This is a genomic window from Paraburkholderia sp. LEh10 (assembly GCF_017814945.1).
Classification (GTDB): Bacteria; Pseudomonadota; Gammaproteobacteria; order Burkholderiales; family Burkholderiaceae; genus Paraburkholderia.
Window position 1 is genome coordinate 1 of sequence record NZ_JAGIPX010000102.1, and the last position, 20,906, is coordinate 20,906.

Sequence of the window (20,906 nt, forward strand, 5' to 3'; positions counted from 1 at the left end):
AGTAAGTGCCGCCCCGCACAGGGGCGACGCCCGCGCCGCGAGGCGCTATCGCGGATGCCAGCGACAGCGGCAAAACAAACCGCTATCGCGGATGCCAGCGACAGCGGCAAAACAAACCGCTATCGCGGATGCCAGCGAAATGGCAAGGTGAACCGCATTGCAAACGCCAGCGACAGCCTCAAAAACAACCCGCGTCGCAGACATCAATCGCAAACATCAATCGCAGACATCATATTACGCATCATCCACCACAGACAGGCTCGCCCCGTCCGATACCGACGCCTCCAACGCATAAGGATCGACGCCATCGAGGCAGCCAAGGTTCACCCGCCACAGACTCGCGTCCTTACGCGTCTGATGAAAAGGATAGATCCCGCAGTGCTTGCAGAAATAGTGCTTCGCAACACGCGTGTTGAACTGATACAGCGTCAGGTCGTCCTTACCCGACGTGATGCGCAGCGCCTCTGCGGGAAAAAACGGCGACATCAGCGCGCCCTTGCGCCGGCACAGGCTGCAGTTGCACCGGGCGGCGGGCGTGACGGGCGTCTCGACTTCGAACGTAACCGCGCCGCAATGGCACGAGCCTCGATGGACCTGGGGTGTCATGACGTGCTCCTCTATGCAATGCCGCCTTTATACCCTGGCGGCTCCCCGGCTTTGTGTCCCAATGTATCCGGGGCGTACAGCGATACAAATGCAGGGCGCCCCGCATGTATTGGCTAGCCGCGAACATTATCCCCGGCATCGATCCTTTTCATCAGGCACCTTGACAGCGTTCAGATCGAAGTCGGCTTCCTGAAGCCCCGTCGGGCTGGTCGCAACCCAATGTAACTGCGTCGGCGAGCGCACCAGCCCGACGCTGCCCGTATAGGTCCATTTGATCGGCGACGCCTGCGTGCCCGCCAGTTCGATCGACGCGGGCGTGAGCTTCAGATGCAGCAGCCGGCTATCCTGCGATGGGGTGAACGCGCGCTCGCCGATCACGGCAATGCCCGCCTCGCGCACCGAAGCGGGCATGCAGTCTAGCGTCGCCGTCGTCTGTCCGTTGCCATCGATCAGCTGCGCAAAGCCCCGGCCCCTGTCGTCCGTCGCGACGACGATGAAGCGGTCGACGGACGGCGCCCAGGCGGCGGCATAGGTGTAGTACTGCAGACGCTGCGCGATCACGCGCGGCTCGCTGAGCGCGCCCGTCGACGGATCGAGCGTCGCGATCTTCAGCCGCGCGTACGTCTCGCCGCTCACGTACTGCTGCCAGACGAGCAGCGCGCGCGTCGGCGAGCCGGCGATCATCGGCCACCATTCGCGCACGCGCGGCGCGACATCGATGGCCTGCAGCAGCGCGCCATCGGCGTCGTAGGTCTTCACATAGACGCCGCCGCCCGTGCCGAGGTTATCGACACCGCCGCCGTTCACCCAGTCGTTCGAATAGAACACGACGAAGCGCGAGCCAACGGCGGCCACATGCCCCGAGTGCCCGCCCGACAGCACGTCGTTCGGATACGGCTTCACGCCCTTCAGACGGGACGTGTAGACGCCATAGCGCTGGCTCACTTCATTGGGCGTATTCCAGCCGTCCTCGAACGACACCATCACGCGGCCCGTATCGCTCTGCGCGACGGACACGGGCTCCTGCGCCTCTGGACGGCTGATGAACACGCGCGGCCGCCCGAGGCTCGCCTGCTGCGGCGTCCAGCGCGCCACATAGACGTCGTGCGTCCAGTTGCGGTCGCGGCCCGGGCCGCGAGGCGGCAGGCCCGAACTGCTGAAGAACACGGTCGTTACGCCCTGCTCATCCGTGATCGCGCCGATCCCGTGCATCCACGCGCGCAGGTCGCCCGTCGGCACGCGCGCGTTCTTCGCGGTCTTCGCCCCGCTCGCGAATGCGGTCGGGACGAGGCCGGATGCGACGGCCGCGCCGGCCGCGACGGCGAGTGCTGCGAGCAGGGTCCGCATGAGCGCCTTCACTCTACCGTGACGGATTTCGCGAGGTTGCGCGGCTTGTCCACATCCGTGCCGCGCATGCAGGCCGTGTGATACGCGAGCAACTGCAACGGCACCACATGCAGGATCGGCGACAGCGGCCCGTAGTGCTCCCGCAACTGGATCACGCGCAAGCCATCGGCACTCTCGATCCGCGTGCCCGCGTCGGCAAGCACATAGAGCTGGCCGCCGCGCGCGCGCACTTCCTGCATGTTCGACTTGAGCTTTTCGAGCAGCGCGTCGTTCGGCGCGATCGTGATGACAGGCATCTCGTTCGTGACGAGCGCAAGGGGCCCATGCTTCAGTTCGCCCGCGGGATACGCTTGCGCATGCACGTACGAGATTTCCTTGAGCTTGAGCGCGCCTTCGAGCGCAATCGGATAGTGCACGCCGCGCCCGAGAAAGAGCGCATGATTCTTGCGCGCGAGCGCCTGTGCCCACGCGACGATCTGCGGCTCCAGCGCGAGCACGCTGTTCAGCGCGGCAGGCAGATGATGCAGCTGGCGCAGTGCATGCGCTTCGTCGTCGGCGCTCACACGGCCGCGCTCCTTGGCGAGCGTGAGCGCCAGCAGATAGAGCGCGACCAGTTGCGTCGTGAACGCCTTCGTCGACGCGACGCCGATCTCAGGACCCGCGCCCGTCAGGTATTGCAATTCCGTGAGCCGCATCATCGAGCTATGCGGCACGTTGCAGATCGCGAGCGTATGGTGATGACCGATCTGTTGCGCGTGCCTGAGCGCCGCGAGCGTATCGGCCGTCTCGCCCGATTGCGACACGACGACCACCATCGCACACGGATTCACCACGCTCTCGCGATAGCGGTATTCGCTTGCGATCTCCACCTGGGTTGGAATTCCCGCGATCGATTCCAACCAGTACTTCGCCGTCAATGCCGAGTAATAGCTGGTGCCGCATGCGAGCAGCAGCAGCGAGTCGATATCGCCGAACGCGCGCTGGGCGTTCGCGCCGAACAACGCGGGCGAGATCGCGCGTACGCGCTCCGTCGCGTCGGCGACGACGTCAGGCTGCTCGAAGATTTCCTTTTGCATGTAATGACGATACGGGCCGAGTTCGGCCGCATGGTGGCTCGCGTGCTGCGTCTGCACTTCGCGGCGCACGGTCGCGCCGTCGCGGTCGACGATATGCACGCCGTCGCACGAGAGCACGGCGACGTCGCCTTCTTCGAGGAAGATGAAACGGCCGGCCGTCCCCGACAGCGCCATCGCGTCCGACGCCAGATAGTTGCCGCGCTCGCCAATGCCGATCACGAGCGGCGAACCGGCGCGCGCGCCGATCACGCGATCCGGCTCGCTCTTCGCAAACACGGCGATCGCATACGCACCGCGCAAGCGCCGCAATGCGCGCTGCACGGCTGTCAGCAGATCGCGCGACGCATCCTGCTCGCGCGTGTGGTGAATCAGATGCGCGATCACTTCCGTGTCGGTATCCGATTCGAACGCATAGCCGAGCGCGATCAATTCGTCGCGCAGCGGCTCATGGTTTTCGATGATGCCGTTGTGAACCAGCGCGATTTCGTCGCGCGAAAAAATCGGATGTGCGTTGTCGGTGACGGGCGCGCCGTGCGTCGCCCAGCGCGTGTGCGCAACGCCGATCGTGCCCGACAGCCGCGCCTGTTCGACCTGCTCCTCGAGGTTCGCGACGCGCTCGACGCTGCGCACGCGGCGCGGCGCACCGTGCTGCAGGACGGCCACGCCGCACGAGTCATAGCCGCGATATTCGAGCCGGCGCAAGCCTTCCGTGAGCACGCCGACCACGTCGCGTTGCGCCACTGCCCCTACGATTCCGCACATGATGGTCTCCTGGTGCGCGATGTTGTGTGTTTCGATTGGGGCCCGCTCACGCGGCCTTCCGCTCGAACTCGGGCATCGTGACGACATGCAAGATCATCCCGTCGTCGTCGTGATACGCGACGAGGCAGCGGCCCGCATCGCCTTGCGGAATTTCGTGCGTCGTGTGCGCGGGCGGCGCATCGCTCGTCTCCGGCATGCGGCGCACGCGGTTCGCGCTCATCGCATCGATCTGGCGGCCGAAGGTCCACAGAATCATCGACAGCGCGACGATGCCGATGCCCGCAATGCCCGGCATGAACGCCTCCAGCGACAGCTCTTCTTCACTCGCGTTCGCGAGACACCAGCGGATATAGATGGCGGCGAGCACCCAGGTGCCCAGCACGAGCGCGGGCCGCACGAAGCGATACCACGCGACGAAGCGCACGGCTTTTGCCTTGCTGCATTCGGTAGCGAACTGCGAGACGGACTGCTTCGAAACGTCGATGATCGGGTATTCCATGTTGTTGTCCCTGTCGAGAATGTTGACCGATGTCACTTCGAATGCTTCACGGCGACTGCGTTACTTCGTCTGCGGCGCTTCCAGCGTCGCGCCGAACTGCTGCGTGGTCCGTTGCTCAAGAAGCGTTGCCGATCCATCGGCGGACAGCGCGCCGCTCGAACGGATGCCGCGGTCCGGGCTGACCCAGCGCGCACGCGTTCTGCGGCGCTGGCTGATCACGCCAGGCAGCGCGATCACCGATGCGATCATGCTGATCGCCCAGAACGCAGCGGGATACCAGACGGTGTCGATGAAGTAGCGCATCAGGTTCTTGTCGTAGCGCCGGTCGATCATGCAGCCGATCAGAATCTGCGCGCAGCAGGTCGCGAACAGCAGCACCCCCGTGCCGCGCGGCACCAACCCGAAGCGCCAGCTTTCAGGCAGCGTGAACAGCGCGGTGACCGCCATCATTACGAGCGTGAACAGCATGCAGTACGCCCACACGATGCTGATCGCGTACTCGACGAAGATCGGCCACATCATCATGTTGCGGCGTGACAGCACGGCGCCCGCATACTTGAAGAGCACCTGGATGCCGCCCTTCGCCCAGCGCAGACGCTGCTTGTAGAGACCGCGCAGCGTCTCCGGCATCAGGATCCAACTGAGCGCGCGCGACTCGAAGTGCACGCCCCAGCCCTGCACCTGAAGCTTCCAGCTGATGTCGATGTCTTCCGTCAGCATGTCCGAGCTCCAGTAGCCGACTTCCTGCAGCGCGCGCTTGCTGAACATCGACACCACGCCCGACACCGTCAGCAAACGCCCATACATGTGCTGCGTGCGCTTGATGAGACCGACAATCGACGAGAACTCGCCGACCTGCATGCGCCCAAGCAGCGACGAGCGCGTGCGGATGCGCGGGTTGCCCGTCACCGCGCCGACGGACGCGTCGTCGAGGAAGTGGCGCAGCATCCAGCCGATCGCTTCCTTGTCGAGCAGCGAATCGCCGTCGATGCACATCAGGTACTCGGCGTCCGACAGCATTGCAGCCGTCGTGAGGCCGATCGCCTTGCCCTCGTTCTGGTGCTGATGCACGACGACCAGCTTCGGATAGACATGCACGAGCTGGTTGAGAATCGCGCCCGTTTCGTCACGGCTGCCGTCGTTGATCGCGATGATGTTGTAGTTCGGATAGTTCAGCTGATCGAGACACGCGATCACTTCGCGCACATTGTCCGCTTCGTTGTAGCAAGGCACCACGACGGACACCTTCGGATATGCGGCAAGCGGCGGCGCCGCCTTGTGCCCCGCGTCCCGGCGCTCGATCAGCAGGTAGTGAAGCATCCCGCCCACCATCCACAGATAGGCCATCAACAGCGGGTAATAAAAGACAAAGTTCGAGATGACGCTCATTACGTTCTTCATTCTGGTCCCCTGGTCGAGGTTGGCATCGCGCGGGCTGTTGTCCCTCGGATTGAAACCCGTCGCGCGATGCTCAGCCCAACATCCCCTGATTCGATCTCAACGTGCTTTGCACCGACATCACGTCGCGCAGCACCGTCGTGTCCGGCCGGTTCTTCAGGAAGTCGTCCGGCCCATAGCCCAGGTGCACGACGCCCGCGGCGTTGAGCCGTTTCATCTGCGCGCGCAGCACCGCCGCCTCGACGGGCTGCTGGGTCTGCGCATCGACGGCGGGCAACTCGAACACGGTTTTGGTGGCCGCGCCCGGCTGCCTCAACACGGCTTGCCGCAGACTGTCGAGCCATGCATCGCTGATGCGCCCGGTGTGCGCGCGCGGCGCCGCCGTCAGCGCGACGAAGTCGTAACCCGCCAGCGACGACGCGAGGCTCAGCGAGAAATTGCGTTCGGGGTTCGCATCGAACACGGCCTCGGCGGGCAACGCGCGCGCCGTCAGCACGTTGCCGCCGCCCTGATAGGCGCGCACGCGCTCGGCGAGTTGATTCGTGAACGTGGTCAGATACGCGGTCCGGTTTTTTGCCCAGCGCTGAAACAGGTCGTCGGACGCATGAATCTGCGCGAGATCCCCGGGCAGTCCCCACGAGCGGTACACGGCCAACGCCGACGCGCTCGTGTCCTCGTAGGCGTTTAACGTCGCGTCCGAACCGAACACGACGCCGTTGAAGCTCGAATAGCGCGTGAGGTCGTCGTAGATGTCCTGAATCGTTTGACGCGCAAGCGGATCGAACGGACTCAGGCGCGGCGTGCGCGCGCGTTGCGCATCGGCCGGGCTGTTCGCCGCCACTTCGACGAGACGCCCTGCCGCTGCATGTCCCGTCGGCAGATCGAACGCGAGCAGCGGCATGCGCGCATACACCTGCACGCCCGCGCGCGTGATCAGTTGCCACGCGACACGGTTGAACAGGTCGGCGCGCATCGGCATGTGGCGGTTCGGGAAGTACATCGCGCGCGCGACGCCCGTATCGTCGGGGTCCCAGTACGCCTTCAGATAGACCGACTTCGGTTCGAGATCCTTGATGCGGTCGAGCAGACGGCCGAGCTTCTCTTCGCTCCTGTTGGGATCGCTGTCGTACATCTCGTCGAGCGACACGTTGACCACGCGCTCGACGGGATTGTGCTCGCCGCGATAGTCGCGCGACGAACGCATCTGCGCGATCAGCGTGCCGACGTCCCAGTCATACGACACGAGCAGGCGGCGGATCTGCGTGAGCGGCACATCGGGCGTATTCGGGCCGTCGTCGAGCGTGAAATGCACGGACATGCCGAGCGCCTGCGACGCCTTGATGAGCGCTGCGTTGTACATCCCATACGGCCACACGGCGGAGCGCACCGTCACGCCCGTGCGGTCCTGGATCAGATCGACGCTCGTCTTCAGGTCGCCGCGCACGCGCGCCTGATACTCTTCGTCCGTCTCGTAGCGTTGCAGTTCCGGGTAATACAGATGCGCGCTCGCGGCGGGCAGTTCGTTGCCTTGCGGATTGGCGAGCGCGCCGTGATGCATGTCGTGCGTGTGCGAGGCCACTTCGACGAGGCCGGAGTTCGCCATCTCGCGCAGATCGTCCCAGCTCATGAAGTAGCCCGGCGGCATCACGGACTTGTGGCTGATGCGCACGGGGTCGCCCGCGGGCGTGTCGGTCCAGCGCGTGACGACGCCGATCAGCGCGGGATAACCGTACTGCTGCAGGAGCGGAAACGCGCGCGTGTACTGGCTCTTGTAGGCATCGTCGAACGTGAGCAGGACGGCGCGCGGCGGCAGGCGCGGCCCGCCGTTGCGCGACGCGACGATCTGGTCGACGCTGACGGGACGAAAGTCCTTCGCCTTCAGCCACGCGAAGATCGTGTTGAGCGTGGCCGTGCTGATCGCGCAGGTATCGGCGACCGTGCCGACATCCGCGTGCAGGTCGTCGCGGATATCGTGAATGGCGAGCACGCGGAACGTGAGGCCATCGTCGGCATCGGGCGGCGGCAGACGGTCGAGCGCGATGCGTGCGTGCGCGGCGGGCACGGCGGACATACCGGCCGCGGAAGCGGCTGCGAAAGCGAGAAAACGTCTGCGATTGAGCTTGTCCATGAGCGCCTACAGAGGAATGTTCAGGTTCAGGTAGATGAGCTTGCTGTTCTCGCGCGTGCGGTCCATGCGCTGGCTGGAGACGCCAAGCCCATAAGCGAGCGATGCGTGCGCGCTGAACTGCCACTGCTGTTCGACACGCACTTCCCACAGCAGGCTGTTGCCGATATCCGTTTGCCGGTAGCCGCCGAGCGTCGCGTACGCGCGGTTCGCGAGCGACTGGTCCGCGTTGCGCCACGATGTCCACTGGTACATCGCCGTCAGTTGCGCCGTCATGTCGCGATGGGGCGCGAAGTACGCGGTGTTGGCGAGCGTATTGCTGCTCGTGTTCAGCTCGACCCACGTCGCGACCAGATGGATCGGCGTGTTGATGAGGCGCTCGTACCACGTGCCCACCCAAGCCTGATTCAGGTTGGTGTCGCTATAGCGCGCCGCGCCGTAGGTCAGATCGAAGTAGCGATAGTCGTCGATGCTGTAGCGCACGCCGCCGGTCGCCGCACGCCCTGTGACGCCCGCCTGATACGCCTTCCACGGCAGCGTGTTGACGTTGCTGTCGACGCCCGCCGAAAAGCGCCAGTGATCGTCGGGGGCATAGCCGAGGCTGCCTGCGCCGCCTGTCTTCGCTTGCCCGCCCGTCGAGCGATCGACTTCCGCTGCTGCATCGATGCCGCGAAAGCGGAAGTCGCCGCCGATGCCGTTGCGAATGCGGCTCACGCTCTGGCCATCGCCCGTATCCGCGCGGCCGCTGAACTGATGCGCGAACACGCGCCAGTAGTTCGCGATCGGCATCGAATAGAGCTGCGTGTCGACGCCCCAGTCGTTGTCCGCGATGACCGAGTTGCCCTTCTGCCCGTTCGCCGCGATGATCAGCTGCGGGCTCTGATAGGCGACGAAATCGCGCTGGAAGGTCTTCACCGTGTTGTTGTCGGGAAAGCGGTCGCCGAAGGTCGCGTTCACTTCCGCCGCGCGGTCGTACTGATTCAGTTCGAGCGCGGTGCGTCCGAGTCCCGCGAGCGTTTCGATGTCGCCGGGGTGATCGACGAGCGTGCCTTCGTAGACCTTCTGCGCTTCATGCGGACGCTGCTGCACGAGCGATGCATCGGAGCGCGCGCTGATGAGCGCGGGATCGAACGGCGCTTCGTGACGCAGCTCGTCGAGCGCGGCGACGCCTTCGCGCGTGCGGTCGGTGTACAGCAGGTATTGCGCCTGCAGCTTCTTCACGCGGCCATAGTCTTCGTTGACATCCTCGGGATGCTCGGCCAGATCCGCGCGAAGCGGCGTGTTGGCCGAAATCTTCTTGAGCAGTTGCTGCGCGGTGTCGTAGCGGCCCGAATCGAGGTACGCGAAAAAGAGCCCTTCCTGCACGTCGATGCGTTTGAGCGCATGCGGCTCGACGGATGGCACAAGGGGCTCGACAGGCGTCTGCAGCGCGCGCTCGTAAGCAGGCGCGGCCTTGCGCGGCTGGTCGAGATACGTGTACGCGTCGCCCGCCGCGGCATAGGTGCGCGCGGGCATCGGCTGGTTCGAGCGCGACAGGTCTTCGTAGAGCGCCGTCGCTTCCTTCATGCGGCCGAGTCCCTGCAATGCCGCGACTCTTTCGACGAGCACCGAGCGGCGCACGTCCGCGTATTCATCCGACGAGGGCATGCGCGCGAGCACGTCGTCGATGTGCGCGAGCGCCGCCTTCGTCTGCGCGAGCCGGTCTGCTTCATCGGAAGCGAGCGATTGTTGCCGGCCCCAGTGCACTTCCGTTTCGACGACGAGCGCTTCGATCTGGAAGAGGTCATGATCGGAAAACGCATCGCGGCTCGCTCGCGCTTCCTGCAACGCGAGTTGCGCCGCGCCTGCGCCTGCCTCCGCGAAGATGCGTTTGCGCAGCTGCTCGCGCTCCGTGTCCGCCTTGCCTTGCGCGACCTGTCCTTCTGCGGCTTTCCCCGTGGTATCGGACGCAGTGGTCGGCTGCGCTGCGCAGTAGTCGCGCGCAAGCAGCACCAGCAGCAAGGCGGTCGCCTTGACTGCGGCGTGCTTGTGTCGGCTAGAGCGTTTGGTTTTCATGGTTCCTCGCTTGTCGGTGCCAAACCCCAGACAAAGCGAGTCCCTGCGCCATGCGAATGGCGCATGGAGAGCAACGACGGTCGCATAGCCCAGAGAACGGCGTGGAGTTCAGCGTCTTGTATCGGAGGCCGGTTCTTGCGTCGCGCACCGGACTTGCGATCTACGCGGCGACGCTTATAGCGAAGTCCATACCAGCACCCCGCGAATCGCTCTGTTTAAAGGCCCGCTTCGAGAGAAACGTCTGAAAGTACGACGCAAATTATCAAAAACGTTTCGCCGATGAACTCACCATGCAATGCCGATCAAATCCGGAACGATTCCCAAGCGGAGAAAAGACGCGTCGAAATCCGACGCAAAGCCATGCGCAGCAAAGACCATGCTTGTGCATCGCAACAGCCGCGTGCTTTGATTCAAGGTTGAAACGGCACGGACAGCGAGAGCCAAAGTCATCCACTGGAATAGCAGCGCGCGACGTCAATCGCGCATTCAGTCGCCGCTTCATTCGATGTGCGCCAGCGAACAGAGCAGGTAATCAGGCGTCGGCTATTGTCTCGCTGCACAAACGAGGACGAAAAGCGAAGATGAAGACAGGCGGAGCGAAACGCGCCCCGCGACAAGCGCATCGCACTGTGATCGACGATGCGCAAGAACAGATGATGACGGAGTGATCCGACGGGATGTTCAAACCGCTCAGCGTGTGGACGCCGCTTGGGCGCGCAACGCCGTCTCGTTTCACGCCGCGACGCACGGATGCAGTGAGATCATCCGCGTCATAGCGTCAGCTCGAACGAACGCACGAGCAGGCCAGGCAGCTTCATGCCGCCCGTTGCGCGCTCGCCCCAGGTCCAGTCGTTCAGGAGCAGTTCGGGCTGTTCGCCGATCCGTTCGAGTTCGCTGCCGAGGATTGCGTAAAGACTGTCGTCGAAGCGCATCGCGTCGACGGGCGCGACGATGCGGCCGCCTTCGACCCAGAACGTCGCGAAGCGCGTCATGCCCGTCATCCGGCAGTTCATCCGGTCCGAGAAGTTGACGTACCACAGGTTGCCGATATAGAGACCTGTGTCGAGCGAATGAAGCACATCGGCCTGCGCAAGATCGCCGCCTTGCATTGAAAGCGCGGAAGGCGCTTCACCGGCCGTCGCGCCGTTCGGCGTGAGCCCGTATTCGCGCGCCGTGCGTGCGTTCGTCAATTGATGAACGGCACGCCCGGCTTCGATCAGCGTGACGCTCTCGCGCCGATAGCCGTCTTCGTTGAAGCGCGGCGTGATGTCGAGCGTCAGGTCTTCCGTCAGCGTGACACGCGGATCGAGCGACACTTCTCCGATGTTCAGACGGTAGAACTCGTTACGCGCCGTCGCTTGCGTGCGCGCGGAGAAGGCGCTGAAAGACGCCGACTCCATCAGCCCCTGCAAGGCGGCCGGGGCGAAGTACGCGCGATAGCGGCCCGGCCTCAGAACACGCGGCGCGCGAGCGAGGACGGGCATGCGGGCCGCGCCCTCTTCGACCTTGTTTGCGAACACGGCGTCGCTCCACGTGTCGCCCGCGTAGTGGCTTTTGATTGCACGCCCGCTCGCGTCGTAAAGCGACCAGCTGAAATTGAAGTTCTCCACTTCATGCCAGCCGCGGCTGCCAAGCGACGATGCGAAGCCGCGCGCAATCGTGCCGCCCGCATGAAAGCCGACGAAGTCTAGACCGCGCGCGCATTGCGCGACGACATGCGGCAACGTGTCAGGCGACGGCAGCGTGCCCGCGCGTTGCGTCGATTCCGACCATGCCGCCGTGTCGAACAGCAAATGCGGATCATCGGGTGCGTCGCGCAGTCCGTCGCGCAGCGTCGCAATGGCATCGGTGATCGCGTCTGTGTCGGTCTTCAGATTGCCGCATAACGTAAGCGTCGAATACGCTTGCCGTTGTCCGTCGATCAGCCGCACCGTCAGGCTGCCCTGCGATACGCGGCCCGTCTGACGAACCTTGCCTTCGTTGAAGCGAATAAAGTCGGACTGCTCGGCGGCAAGCCATGTCAGCGCGATCTCGCTGGACGAGAGCCGCTGCTCGATCTCGCTCGCAAGCGACATGAAGTGCGCGCGGCTGATGAATGCACGAGTGTCGTCCATCACGCGCCTCCGAAGACATCGACATGGCTGAACACGCAAGCGGGCGATGCATGGCCGACCCGGATGATCTGCATCGGCTCCCCCTTGCCGCACATCGACGTGCCGTACACGCCACGCGTCGCCTCGTTGCCCACCGCGACGAGACTGCGCCAGAAGCTCGCCGAGATACCACGGTAGTTCGGTTGACGCACGACCCGAGTGAGCTTGCCGTTCTCGATCAGACGACCATACTCACAGCCGAACTGAAACTTGTTGCGCTGATCGTCGATCGACCACGACGTGTTGGTCTGCATCAGGATGCCGTTTTCGATGTTCGCGATCATGTCGTCGAGCGTACTGGCGCCCGGTTCGACGTTCAGATTGGCCATGCGGTCGATGGGCGGCCGGTTCCAGCTCGACGCGCGCGAATTGGCGACACCCGCAAGCCGCGCGCGCTGCTGGGACAGCGAGCCGCCGAGCGGCCGCACAAGAATGCCGTCGCGGATCAGGTACTCGCGTGTCGCGCGCGTGCCGTCGTCATCGAATGCGTAGCTCGCGGCCTCTTCGCGCTGGTGCGGATCGAATGTGACGTTCAGCAGCGCCGATCCATAGCGATATGAACCGAAGTACTCCGGCTTCACGAAGCTCCAGCCCGCGAAGTTGCGTTCGTCGCCGAGAATGCGGTCGAGTTCGAGTGGATGTCCGATCGATTCATGAATCTGCAGCATCATCTGATCGGGCATCAGCAGCAGATCGCGCGGACCAGACGGGCAATTGGGCGCGGCGAGCAGTTGCAACGCTTCATCCGCGACGCGCACGCTTGCGCCGTCCAGCCCGAAGTGCGTGAGCACGTCGGTCCCGCCTTGCGCAAGCGTGCCGAAATCGCCGCCGAGCGTGCGAACCTGCGTCACGCCCTCGTCATGTGCCGTCACTGCGATTTGCGGCAGCATGAAGCGAAAGCGCTGCTCGATGCGAACGCCGTCGCTCGTCAGATAAGTCTGCCCGGCATGCGTGATCTGCACGGCCGCCATGCGTTCGACGATGCGGCTGTCGAGGTTCGCCGCCGCGCATTCATGCTGCAAACGCTCGAGCCATTCGCGTCTGTCGGGCAGACGTTGCGCGAGTCCGGGTGATTCGTACGCACCGCTTTCCGCGGGCCGCGCAACCTGCCTGTGATCGATCAGCGACACGGATGCATTGGCCTGCGCACGTTGCGTCGCCATTTCGAGGGCGGCTTGCAGGCCGCTCTCCGACATGTCGGCCGTTGCCGCGTAGCCCGCGCCCGCTCCGCACCACGCTACCAGCATCGCGCCGCGATCTCTCGACATGCGCAGCGGCTGCGCGACGTCGTTGCGAACTGCGTGATCTTCCACGCATTCATCGACGATGCGAAGTGACCAGAACTGCGCATCGCTGCGCAATACGCGCGGCAAGCGGTCCAGCAATGGCTCGCTCATGGGCTGCTCCTGGATGTCGCGCGCGGATGCAAGCATGAATACGCGCCGGGAGGCGCGGCGCATCACGCGCACATGCGATATCGTAAGCGATGCGCGCATTCGCGGCGCGCATGCCGTCTCCGTGGCAAGAACACGTACCGTCCCGCGTCAATTTTCCGCGCTTCAATCAAGCGCCCATTCCCGCAGTGAACTTTCCGCAACAGCACATTCAACATCGTCGCTGTATGCGAGCGCGCGCGTGTTTCTTCCCGTTCGATGGCTGCATTTCATCAGCTTTGTTCGCACGGCGCTCGCGCAAAACGATGCATTTCCGAACGCGAACAGCAGGCCGCATCTCGCGGTGCAACGCACGGGCGCTCACACGACGCAGCGCTCCTGAACGGGTACGCTGGCGTAATCGAAGGTCGGACGCGCGTAGAAGAAGCCCTGAGCCAGCACCTTGGGCCATTGCGCAAGCCACTGCGCGAGCGCCCTGGTTTCGACGCCCTCCACGACGACGGCCACATCGAGACATTCGAGCATCGACAGCACGCACGCTACGACAGCGCAAGCGCGTGGACACCCCGGCACACGATTGAGCATCTCGCGCGCCACCTTGACAGTGTCCACATCGATCGTGCTCAGAAGCGCAAGCGACGAATAGCCGGTGCCGAAGTCGTCGATCGCGAGGCGCACGCCTGCCCCACGCAGCGGCCTCGTCAACAGTGGCGCAGCCAGCAGGCGGGCCGCGTCTTCCGTCTCGACGAGTTCGAGTTCGAGCAGCTCGGGCGCCACACCATGAAGCTGCGCGATCTGCATGACGGTCGCCGGAAAGTGCTCGTCAGCGACGACACGTGGCGGCACGTTGACGGCGACGGGGCACACCGGCTGACCTTGACGTTGCGCATTCGCGATCGTCCCGCAGGCACTGCCGATCACGTAATAGGTCAACTGCAGCGCGACGAGGGGATGATCGATCGCGACGAGAAATGCAGCGGGCAACAGCAATCCGTAGTCGGGATGCATCCAGCGGATCAACGCTTCGACGCGTGCGAGCCTGCCCGTCTTCACATCGTAGATGCCTTGAAACGCGAGTGGAAACTCGCCGGCAATCAACCCTTCGCTGACGCGCCGTTCGAGATCCGTCATCGGGCGCGGCGCGCGCGCAGTGTGCATCGTTTGCGGCGTCGTGGGAGAGTTCGTATCGTCCTTGCGATCGTCAGCGTTTGCGTGGCGAGCGTCCATTGTGTGTGGGAAGGCCGTGTGATGGGTGGGCGGGACCAGCTTTTCCACCCCATATGCACGTTTCATACCATCAGCGCGAAAATCGCGGCGCATGACGTCGGAACCCGCATCGCGCCTTAGCCTGTGGACAATGGGGCGTCAAAGTTCGTGTCGATAGGAAGCGTCATAACGTTTCGTGTGCGAAACATGTGGCGGCGCATTACCTCTCAGGTAATCGATGTGCAGCGCAGTCGCCGATATGCTGGCCTCATTCGTCAACGACCAGGTCCAGGAGAGAGAGACATGTCCACGTTTGCCGTTGCGCACCTGCACGAAGTGAAGATGGGAATGGAGATCGTCGAGTACCTCGAGCGTATCGATGCGACGCTTGCGCCTTACTGCGGACGTTTCGTGCTGCATGGCGGCCGGTATGAGCGGCTCGAAGGCGACTGGCATGGCGACCTGATCGCCATTGAATTTCCGAATCGCGATCTGGCGCGCGCGTGGTACAGGTCCGATGCATACCAGGCCATCCTGCCGCTGCGCACGCACAACTCGATCGGCGATGTGATCCTGATCGACGCGGTGCCGGCAGCGCATGTCGCGACGGATGTGTTGTGCGGATAAGGCAACGGGGCGCGCGTTCCGGCGTGGAACCGGGCCATGAAGCATGGCGTGCGAGCGCGGCCCCCAGATGCCAGCATCGCACTCAGCTACCGAAGTACACGGTGCAATAGCTGACGGGACCGACACACGACGACATGCCTGCGTTCGCGCCCGTCATCCGCGATCCTGATGCATGCGTGCCGGCCATGCCCGCACCTACGCCTTCGCTGTCTTCAGCGGCCTTTTGATGCGCGACCTGCTGCTGATAGATAGGCGCGACATCGGGATACGATGTGTCCGTCACGAACTGCGACCCGTTCTGCTCGGCCTGGATCAGTTCCTGACGCACTTCTGCACGCGTTTTCTCCTGCGCGAATGCGCTAGACGCGAATCCTGTCGAAACGAGTGCGGCGATCGAAACGGTCAACAGTGCAAGCTTTTTCATTTCCGGCTCCTTCAGATTGAGGTGATGTCGATGCGTCACACGATAGGTGGCGCGTCACTGTGATGAACAAAGCGATGCGACGATCTATTCCCGAAATTTTTTTTCGACTCTGCGTGCAGCAGCGAATTGCTCGCCCTCCATCGCTTGCTGCTATTGCCCCGCACGCCTTTGCGGGCGTGGACTTTTTCGATTCATTCCCGCGATGTGAGCAGTGAAGAAAATCACTCGCAGAAAAATATCGTCGCCTGACGGGAATAACCCGCTCCCGCTTCTGTTGACGCATCCATGCAGGTCTTCAATAGAAAAAGGAGCTCTCGTGATGAACTCGAAGTCCGGGCCGGGCTCGACGCACTGCGTGCCATGCAGATTTGCCGCGATAGGCGTCGCGGTATTGGGGCTTGCCGGTGCGTTCGCGTACACGGCTGGCTGGCTCACGCCTTCGCGCCTCTCGACGTACGGCATCATCAACCAGTTCGAGGCCAACGGCGGCCCGCACCCCGGTTATCGCCGCAATCACGCAAAAGGTCTGTGTGTCGAGGGCTATTTCGAAAGCAACGGCAATGCAGCGGCGATTTCACGCGCGGAGGTCTTCGCGCCAGGGCGCACGCCGATCATCGGCCGCTTTGCGATTCCTGGCAGCAATCCGTCCGTGCCCGATGCGAGCGTGCCCGTGCGCAGCATGGGGCTGCTGTTCAAGCAACGCGACGCAGAACAGTGGCGCACGGCAATGAACTCGACGCCGGTATTCGCCGTGCACACGCCCGCGCAGTTCTATCAGCAACTCGTCGCCGCGCAGCCCGATCCGAAAACAGGCAGGCCCGACCCTGCGAAACTGAAGGCGTTCTATGCTGCCAACCCGGAAACGAAGCCGTTTCAGGAATGGGTGAAGACACATCCCGCGTCGTCGAGCCTCGCCAATGCCGCGTATTACGGCATCAACGCGTTCCGCTTCATCGACGCAGGCGGACATGAGCATGCGGTGCGTTGGTCGGTCGAACCGCAGACGCCTTATGCGCCCGTCGATGCGCAGGAAAAGAACGATCCCGACTTTCTCTCGAAGCAACTCGACGAACAGCTGAAGCACGGCAATGTGCGCTGGCGTCTGATCGTGACCGTCGCGAGTCCCGGCGATCCGACGGATGACGCGACCCAACAGTGGCCTGCTGACAGGCAGCATATCGATGCGGGCACGATCGTCGTCGAACGCAGCTCGCCTCAAGCCGATGGCGTGTGCCGCGACGTGAACTTCGATCCGACCATATTGCCGGATGGCATCAAGCCATCGGATGATCCGCTGCTCGCTGCGCGTTCGGCTGCCTATGCCGTGTCATACCAGCGGCGCACGCGTGAAGAAGCACTGAATGCAGCACCCGCCACGCCGACCCCTTAACGGAACACGTCATGACGAACACCTCTCGCCATTTCTCTGCGTTCGCGCGTCTGCTGCACTGGACGATGGCCGCACTGATTCTCGCGATGCTGTTTATCGGCGTCGCGATGGTCGCCACCGTCTCGCACGCGCATGCCACACTCATCGCGCTGCATCGTCCCCTCGGCATTGCGTTGCTGGTTCTCGCGCTGATACGCGTCGGCGTGCGCATCAGGAACGGCGCTCCCGCCCTGCCGGCGGATATGCCTGCGTTGCAGCGGTTCGCAGCGAAGGCATCGCATCTCGTTCTTTACGCGCTCTTTATCGCCATGCCCCTGATCGGCTGGACGATGCTCTGTGCGGGCGGATATCCCGTCACGCTGTTCGGTGCATATCATTTGCCCGCGCTCGTGCCGCAGAACGTCGAACTATTTGCGCTGTTGCGCGCGCTGCACACATGGCTCGCGTTCGCGTTGCTCGCGATAGTGCTGGCCCATATCGCCGCCGCCCTCTTTCACGGGCTCATCCGTCGCGACGGCGTGTTCTCCAGCATGGCTCGCGCACAACGCTAGCCGTCGCCTGCGCCGCTACGCAAGGCTTCATCATTTACGCAGCGGCAAAGCTCGCCTTGAGCGCCTGATAAATGCTGCGATAACGCGCGAGCCTGTGGGCGAGGAGCGGCGCCTGCGCGCGGTTGGGCTCGCACGATTCGAGCGTCGGCGGAGCAAGGCATACATCCTTGACGGCTTCGCCCGTCACCGCGAGTCGCGCAAGACGGGCCGCTCCGAGCGCCGCGCCGACGTCGCTGCCTTCGTGCCGATGCATCGTGATGCCTGTCGCCGTCGCACACAGATTCGCCCAGAAGGGGCTGCGCGAACCACCGCCGATAAACGATGCGCTCGTCAATGTCGTACCCGCGCCTTGCAACGCTGCGTAGCCGTCGGCCATCGCGAACGCGACGCCTTCCATCACGCTGTACGCGAGATCGGCCGTCGTGTGCGCACCCGTCAGGCCCCAGAACACGCCGCGCGCATTCGCATCGTTGTGCGGCGTGCGCTCGCCGCTCAGATAGGGCAAGAAGATCGGCGCAGCGGCAGGATCGGCCGTGCTTGCAAGCTCGGGCAAACTGCCGACTTCGCGGCCCACGACTTTCGACAGCCATCCCAGACTGGATGCCGCCGAGAGAATCACACTCATCTGATGCCAACGATCCGGCAGGCAGTGACAGAACGCATGCACGCCTTGCGCGGGATTCGGCGCGAAGCGGTCGGTCCCCGCGAACAGCACACCGGAGGTGCCGAGCGAGAGGAACGCGCTGCCCGCTTCCGCAACGCCCATGCCGATTGCGCTGGCCGCGTTGTCCCCCGCGCCACCGCACAGCACGACGGGGCCGGCGATGCCCCAGTCACGCCGCAGTTCGTCACGCAACTGCGCGGCGGGCGCGCTCCCTTCAACGAGGCGAGGCATATGCGCGCGCGTCAGACCCGTTGCCGCGAGCATTCGCTCCGACCAGTCCCGCTGCGCGACATCGAGCCAGAGCGTGCCTGACGCATCGGACATGTCGGACACGAAATCGCCCGTCAGGCACCAGGCGAGATAGTCTTTGGGCAACAGTACTTTGGACGCAGCGCGAAACACATCGGGCTCGTGTTTCGCGAGCCAAAGAAGCTTGGGTGCCGTGAAACCGGGCATCGCGAGATTGCCGGTAATCTCCCGCGACTCCGGCACGAGGGCTTCCAACTCCGCGCACTCGGCAAATGCACGCGTGTCGTTCCAGAGTATCGCGGGCCTGAGCACGGTGCCGTGTTGATCCAGCAGGGTTGCACCGTGCATCTGCCCGGAGAGGCCGATTCCGCGCAGCGCCGCAAATGCGCCGGGGTTCGCGCTACGCACGGCCGCCACGCCGTCGAGCGTGGCCTGCCACCAGGCTTGCGGATTCTGCTCGGACCAGTGCGGACGCGGCTGGGCAACGTCCAGCCGGACGCCGCTTGTCGCAAGCGTCGCCGATGCATTGTCGGTCAGAATTACTTTTACCTCGGATGTGCCGAGGTCGATTCCAAGGAAAGTCACAGCGCGTCCTCGCTATCGGGCATCAGTGGGCACCGCATGCTGAACGTCGACGACACGCCAGCGCACGGCTACGTGTTCACCAGCAAACGACGAGCGGCATGCACGTGCGAGCATGACGGCGCACGGCATTCTCCTTGCTCGTCCGTTGACAACAGCCGGTGATTTGCTCGTTGAAGAGAAACGTTACCACGTCACCCGTCACGTACACGACATCGGGCGTTTCATCCCACATTTACGTGACTGATGACCTCTCCCCTTTTCGATGAATCTGACCCACTCAAATGCGCGGCGGACACTGGGATGCCAATACTCACCGTACACCTGGATTTCAATATGGCTTCCATCGAAACCTCGCACGCGCCGGGTCCGCTCGACATCGTCACACCGCTCGAAGACAGGACGTTACGCAAGATCGTGATTGCGTCGGTCGCCGGCAACGCGATGGAGTGGTACGACTTCTTCGTGTACGGCACGGCCGCGGCGCTCGTGTTCGGCCAGCTGTTCTTTCCCGCAGGCGCCGATCCCCTGATCGGCACGCTCGGCGCATTTGCCGCGTTTGCAATCGGTTTCGTCGCAAGGCCGTTGGGCGGCGTCGTGTTCGGCCATATCGGCGACCGCTATGGGCGCAAGGCGTCGCTCGTATGGACTCTGCTTATCATGGGATTCGCAACCTTCGCGATTGGCCTGCTGCCCATGTATGCGCAAACGGGCATCTGGGCGCCTTTTGCACTCGTCGGATTGCGTCTGTCGCAGGGCATCGCATCCGGCGGCGAATGGGGCGGCGGCGTCCTGATGATCAGTGAAAGCGCACCGCCCGAAAAGCGCGGCTATTACGCGGCGTGGAGTCAATTGGGTGTCGGCGGTGGATTCGTGTTGTCGTCCGGCGCGTTTCTCGCGGCGCAGTCACTGCCGCATGACGACTTTGTCAGTTGGGGCTGGCGGCTGCCGTTTCTTGCGAGCATCGTGATCTTCGCGATCGGTGTTTATATCCGGCGCAGCCTGCCCGAGAGCCGCGATTTCTCGCAGGCTGACAAACGAGGAGAGAAGACGCATCTGCCCATTGTCGAAGTCGTCAGGCGGCACCCTAAAGAGATCTTGATGGCGATGGGGGTGCGCGTGGCGGAGAACGGCGGCGCTTATATCTTTCTCGCGTTTTCGCTGGTGTATGGGAAGTTTGCAGGTATCGCGAGTTCCGTGATGTTGCCGGGCGTGATGCTTGCGATGGTCGTCGAAATGGGCGCCATGCTCGCCTGGGGACGTCTGTCCGATCGAATCGGGCGGAAGCCCGTGTACCTGATCGGCGCCGCCGGCTTGATCGTGATGGCCTTTCCATTCTTCTGGATGCTCGATACACATCAGGCGCCGTGGATCTATCTCGCACTCATTCTCGGCACTGCTGTCTGCCATGGCGCCATGATCGGCACGTTGCCCGCGCTCATCGGCGAACTGTTCAGCACTGAAGTGCGTTATTCCGTTATTCCGGCGTGGCGCTCGGGCACGAAGTAGCGTCCATTTTCGCGGGCGGCATGTCGCCGCTGATCGCGACTGCATTGCTTGCGAGTTACCACGCCTATTGGCCTGTCGCTGTCTTTCTGATGGTGCTCGGCGCAATCACCGTGCTGACACTGCAGTTCATGCACGAGACGCGCGAAGTGCGATAAGGCGGTTCAGGTTCAGTCGCAAATGGCGGAGCAATAAAACAGGCGCCGTAAACGCACCAACCCCGCTTTTGAGGGCGGGGTTGGTGCATGGGGTAAGGAGCCTGACGATTACCTACTTTCACACGGGCAATCCG

The 20,906-nt window shown here is 63.6% G+C and carries 15 protein-coding genes and 1 pseudogene; 4 read left to right on the plus strand and 12 right to left on the minus strand.

All coding sequences use genetic code 11. The features are described 5' to 3' along the window. Positions 1 to 234: 234 nt before the first annotated feature. The 10 genes from J8I87_RS40460 to J8I87_RS40505 all read right to left on the minus strand — a co-directional run bounded on the left by J8I87_RS40460 (position 235) and on the right by J8I87_RS40505 (position 14,573). The gene (locus J8I87_RS40460; protein WP_209938070.1) at positions 235 to 606 is read right to left on the minus strand and encodes a GFA family protein; all 372 of its coding nucleotides are present in this window, start codon (positions 604 to 606) and stop codon (positions 235 to 237) included. Between the two features lie 126 nt (positions 607 to 732). Continuing rightward, positions 733 to 1,953, minus strand: a complete 1,221-nt coding sequence (locus J8I87_RS40465; protein ID WP_209938072.1) for a hypothetical protein — start codon at positions 1,951 to 1,953, stop codon at positions 733 to 735. Positions 1,954 to 1,961: 8 nt separating this feature from the next. Continuing rightward, the gene (gene glmS, locus J8I87_RS40470; protein ID WP_209938074.1) at positions 1,962 to 3,791 is read right to left on the minus strand and encodes a glutamine--fructose-6-phosphate transaminase (isomerizing); all 1,830 of its coding nucleotides are present in this window, start codon (positions 3,789 to 3,791) and stop codon (positions 1,962 to 1,964) included. 46 nt (positions 3,792 to 3,837) lie between these two features. Then, on the minus strand, positions 3,838 to 4,290 hold the full coding sequence (locus tag J8I87_RS40475) for a hypothetical protein (RefSeq protein WP_209938076.1): 453 nt from the start codon (positions 4,288 to 4,290) through the stop codon (positions 3,838 to 3,840). A gap of 60 nt (positions 4,291 to 4,350) precedes the next feature. Further along, positions 4,351 to 5,679, minus strand: coding sequence for a poly-beta-1,6-N-acetyl-D-glucosamine synthase (gene pgaC, locus J8I87_RS40480; RefSeq protein ID WP_245254529.1), 1,329 nt, complete (start codon positions 5,677 to 5,679; stop codon positions 4,351 to 4,353). Positions 5,680 to 5,761: 82 nt separating this feature from the next. Then, a complete protein-coding gene (gene pgaB, locus J8I87_RS40485; RefSeq protein WP_209938079.1) occupies positions 5,762 to 7,816 on the minus strand; it encodes a poly-beta-1,6-N-acetyl-D-glucosamine N-deacetylase PgaB in 2,055 nt (684 codons plus the stop codon). Positions 7,817 to 7,822: 6 nt separating this feature from the next. Next, positions 7,823 to 9,868, minus strand: a complete 2,046-nt coding sequence (pgaA, locus tag J8I87_RS40490) for a poly-beta-1,6 N-acetyl-D-glucosamine export porin PgaA (protein ID WP_209938080.1) — start codon at positions 9,866 to 9,868, stop codon at positions 7,823 to 7,825. 770 nt (positions 9,869 to 10,638) lie between these two features. Continuing rightward, positions 10,639 to 11,982 carry a metallopeptidase TldD-related protein gene (locus tag J8I87_RS40495; protein WP_209938081.1) on the minus strand — a complete coding sequence of 448 codons (1,344 nt, stop codon included), beginning with the start codon at positions 11,980 to 11,982 and terminating at the stop codon, positions 10,639 to 10,641. Beyond that, positions 11,982 to 13,418, minus strand: a complete 1,437-nt coding sequence (locus J8I87_RS40500) for a TldD/PmbA family protein (RefSeq protein ID WP_209938082.1) — start codon at positions 13,416 to 13,418, stop codon at positions 11,982 to 11,984. Before J8I87_RS40500 ends, J8I87_RS40495 begins: the two co-directional genes overlap by 1 nt. A gap of 357 nt (positions 13,419 to 13,775) precedes the next feature. After that, positions 13,776 to 14,573 carry an EAL domain-containing protein gene (locus J8I87_RS40505; protein WP_245254530.1) on the minus strand — a complete coding sequence of 266 codons (798 nt, stop codon included), beginning with the start codon at positions 14,571 to 14,573 and terminating at the stop codon, positions 13,776 to 13,778. Between the two features lie 351 nt (positions 14,574 to 14,924). On the opposite strand from J8I87_RS40505, the gene J8I87_RS40510 reads away from it, so the two are divergent. After that, positions 14,925 to 15,248, plus strand: a complete 324-nt coding sequence (locus tag J8I87_RS40510) for a DUF1330 domain-containing protein (RefSeq protein ID WP_209938084.1) — start codon at positions 14,925 to 14,927, stop codon at positions 15,246 to 15,248. 82 nt (positions 15,249 to 15,330) lie between these two features. Here J8I87_RS40510 and J8I87_RS40515 read toward each other — a convergent pair whose 3' ends face one another. Further along, positions 15,331 to 15,672: a DUF4148 domain-containing protein gene (locus tag J8I87_RS40515; RefSeq protein WP_209938086.1), complete on the minus strand. Its 342-nt coding sequence runs from the start codon at positions 15,670 to 15,672 to the stop codon at positions 15,331 to 15,333. Positions 15,673 to 15,991: 319 nt separating this feature from the next. On the opposite strand from J8I87_RS40515, the gene J8I87_RS40520 reads away from it, so the two are divergent. Next, positions 15,992 to 17,062: a catalase family peroxidase gene (locus J8I87_RS40520; protein ID WP_209938087.1), complete on the plus strand. Its 1,071-nt coding sequence runs from the start codon at positions 15,992 to 15,994 to the stop codon at positions 17,060 to 17,062. Between the two features lie 11 nt (positions 17,063 to 17,073). Beyond that, positions 17,074 to 17,613: a cytochrome b gene (locus J8I87_RS40525; protein WP_209938088.1), complete on the plus strand. Its 540-nt coding sequence runs from the start codon at positions 17,074 to 17,076 to the stop codon at positions 17,611 to 17,613. Positions 17,614 to 17,647: 34 nt separating this feature from the next. Here J8I87_RS40525 and xylB read toward each other — a convergent pair whose 3' ends face one another. Continuing rightward, complete coding sequence (gene xylB / locus J8I87_RS40530) at positions 17,648 to 19,111, minus strand: xylulokinase (RefSeq protein ID WP_209938089.1); 1,464 nt, start codon at positions 19,109 to 19,111, stop codon at positions 17,648 to 17,650. 333 nt (positions 19,112 to 19,444) lie between these two features. Here xylB and J8I87_RS40535 point away from each other — a divergent pair. Next, positions 19,445 to 20,772: pseudogene (locus J8I87_RS40535) on the plus strand (MFS transporter). Positions 20,773 to 20,906: the final 134 nt, after the last annotated feature.

What these genes read in the sequence shown, in the direction of transcription:
- J8I87_RS40500 (WP_209938082.1), bottom strand. Translation starts at nt 13,418, where the DNA reads ATGAGCGAGCCATTGCTGGACCGCTTGCCGCGCGTATTGCGCAGCGAT.
- glmS (WP_209938074.1), bottom strand. Translation starts at nt 3,791, where the DNA reads ATGTGCGGAATCGTAGGGGCAGTGGCGCAACGCGACGTGGTCGGCGTG.
- pgaB (WP_209938079.1), bottom strand. Translation starts at nt 7,816, where the DNA reads ATGGACAAGCTCAATCGCAGACGTTTTCTCGCTTTCGCAGCCGCTTCC.
- J8I87_RS40475 (WP_209938076.1), bottom strand. Translation starts at nt 4,290, where the DNA reads ATGGAATACCCGATCATCGACGTTTCGAAGCAGTCCGTCTCGCAGTTC.
- J8I87_RS40460 (WP_209938070.1), bottom strand. Translation starts at nt 606, where the DNA reads ATGACACCCCAGGTCCATCGAGGCTCGTGCCATTGCGGCGCGGTTACG.
- J8I87_RS40465 (WP_209938072.1), bottom strand. Translation starts at nt 1,953, where the DNA reads ATGCGGACCCTGCTCGCAGCACTCGCCGTCGCGGCCGGCGCGGCCGTC.
- J8I87_RS40510 (WP_209938084.1), top strand. Translation starts at nt 14,925, where the DNA reads ATGTCCACGTTTGCCGTTGCGCACCTGCACGAAGTGAAGATGGGAATG.
- J8I87_RS40525 (WP_209938088.1), top strand. Translation starts at nt 17,074, where the DNA reads ATGACGAACACCTCTCGCCATTTCTCTGCGTTCGCGCGTCTGCTGCAC.
- J8I87_RS40495 (WP_209938081.1), bottom strand. Translation starts at nt 11,982, where the DNA reads ATGGACGACACTCGTGCATTCATCAGCCGCGCGCACTTCATGTCGCTT.
- pgaA (WP_209938080.1), bottom strand. Translation starts at nt 9,868, where the DNA reads ATGAAAACCAAACGCTCTAGCCGACACAAGCACGCCGCAGTCAAGGCG.
- J8I87_RS40515 (WP_209938086.1), bottom strand. Translation starts at nt 15,672, where the DNA reads ATGAAAAAGCTTGCACTGTTGACCGTTTCGATCGCCGCACTCGTTTCG.
- pgaC (WP_245254529.1), bottom strand. Translation starts at nt 5,679, where the DNA reads ATGAGCGTCATCTCGAACTTTGTCTTTTATTACCCGCTGTTGATGGCC.
- J8I87_RS40520 (WP_209938087.1), top strand. Translation starts at nt 15,992, where the DNA reads ATGAACTCGAAGTCCGGGCCGGGCTCGACGCACTGCGTGCCATGCAGA.
- J8I87_RS40505 (WP_245254530.1), bottom strand. Translation starts at nt 14,573, where the DNA reads ATGCACACTGCGCGCGCGCCGCGCCCGATGACGGATCTCGAACGGCGC.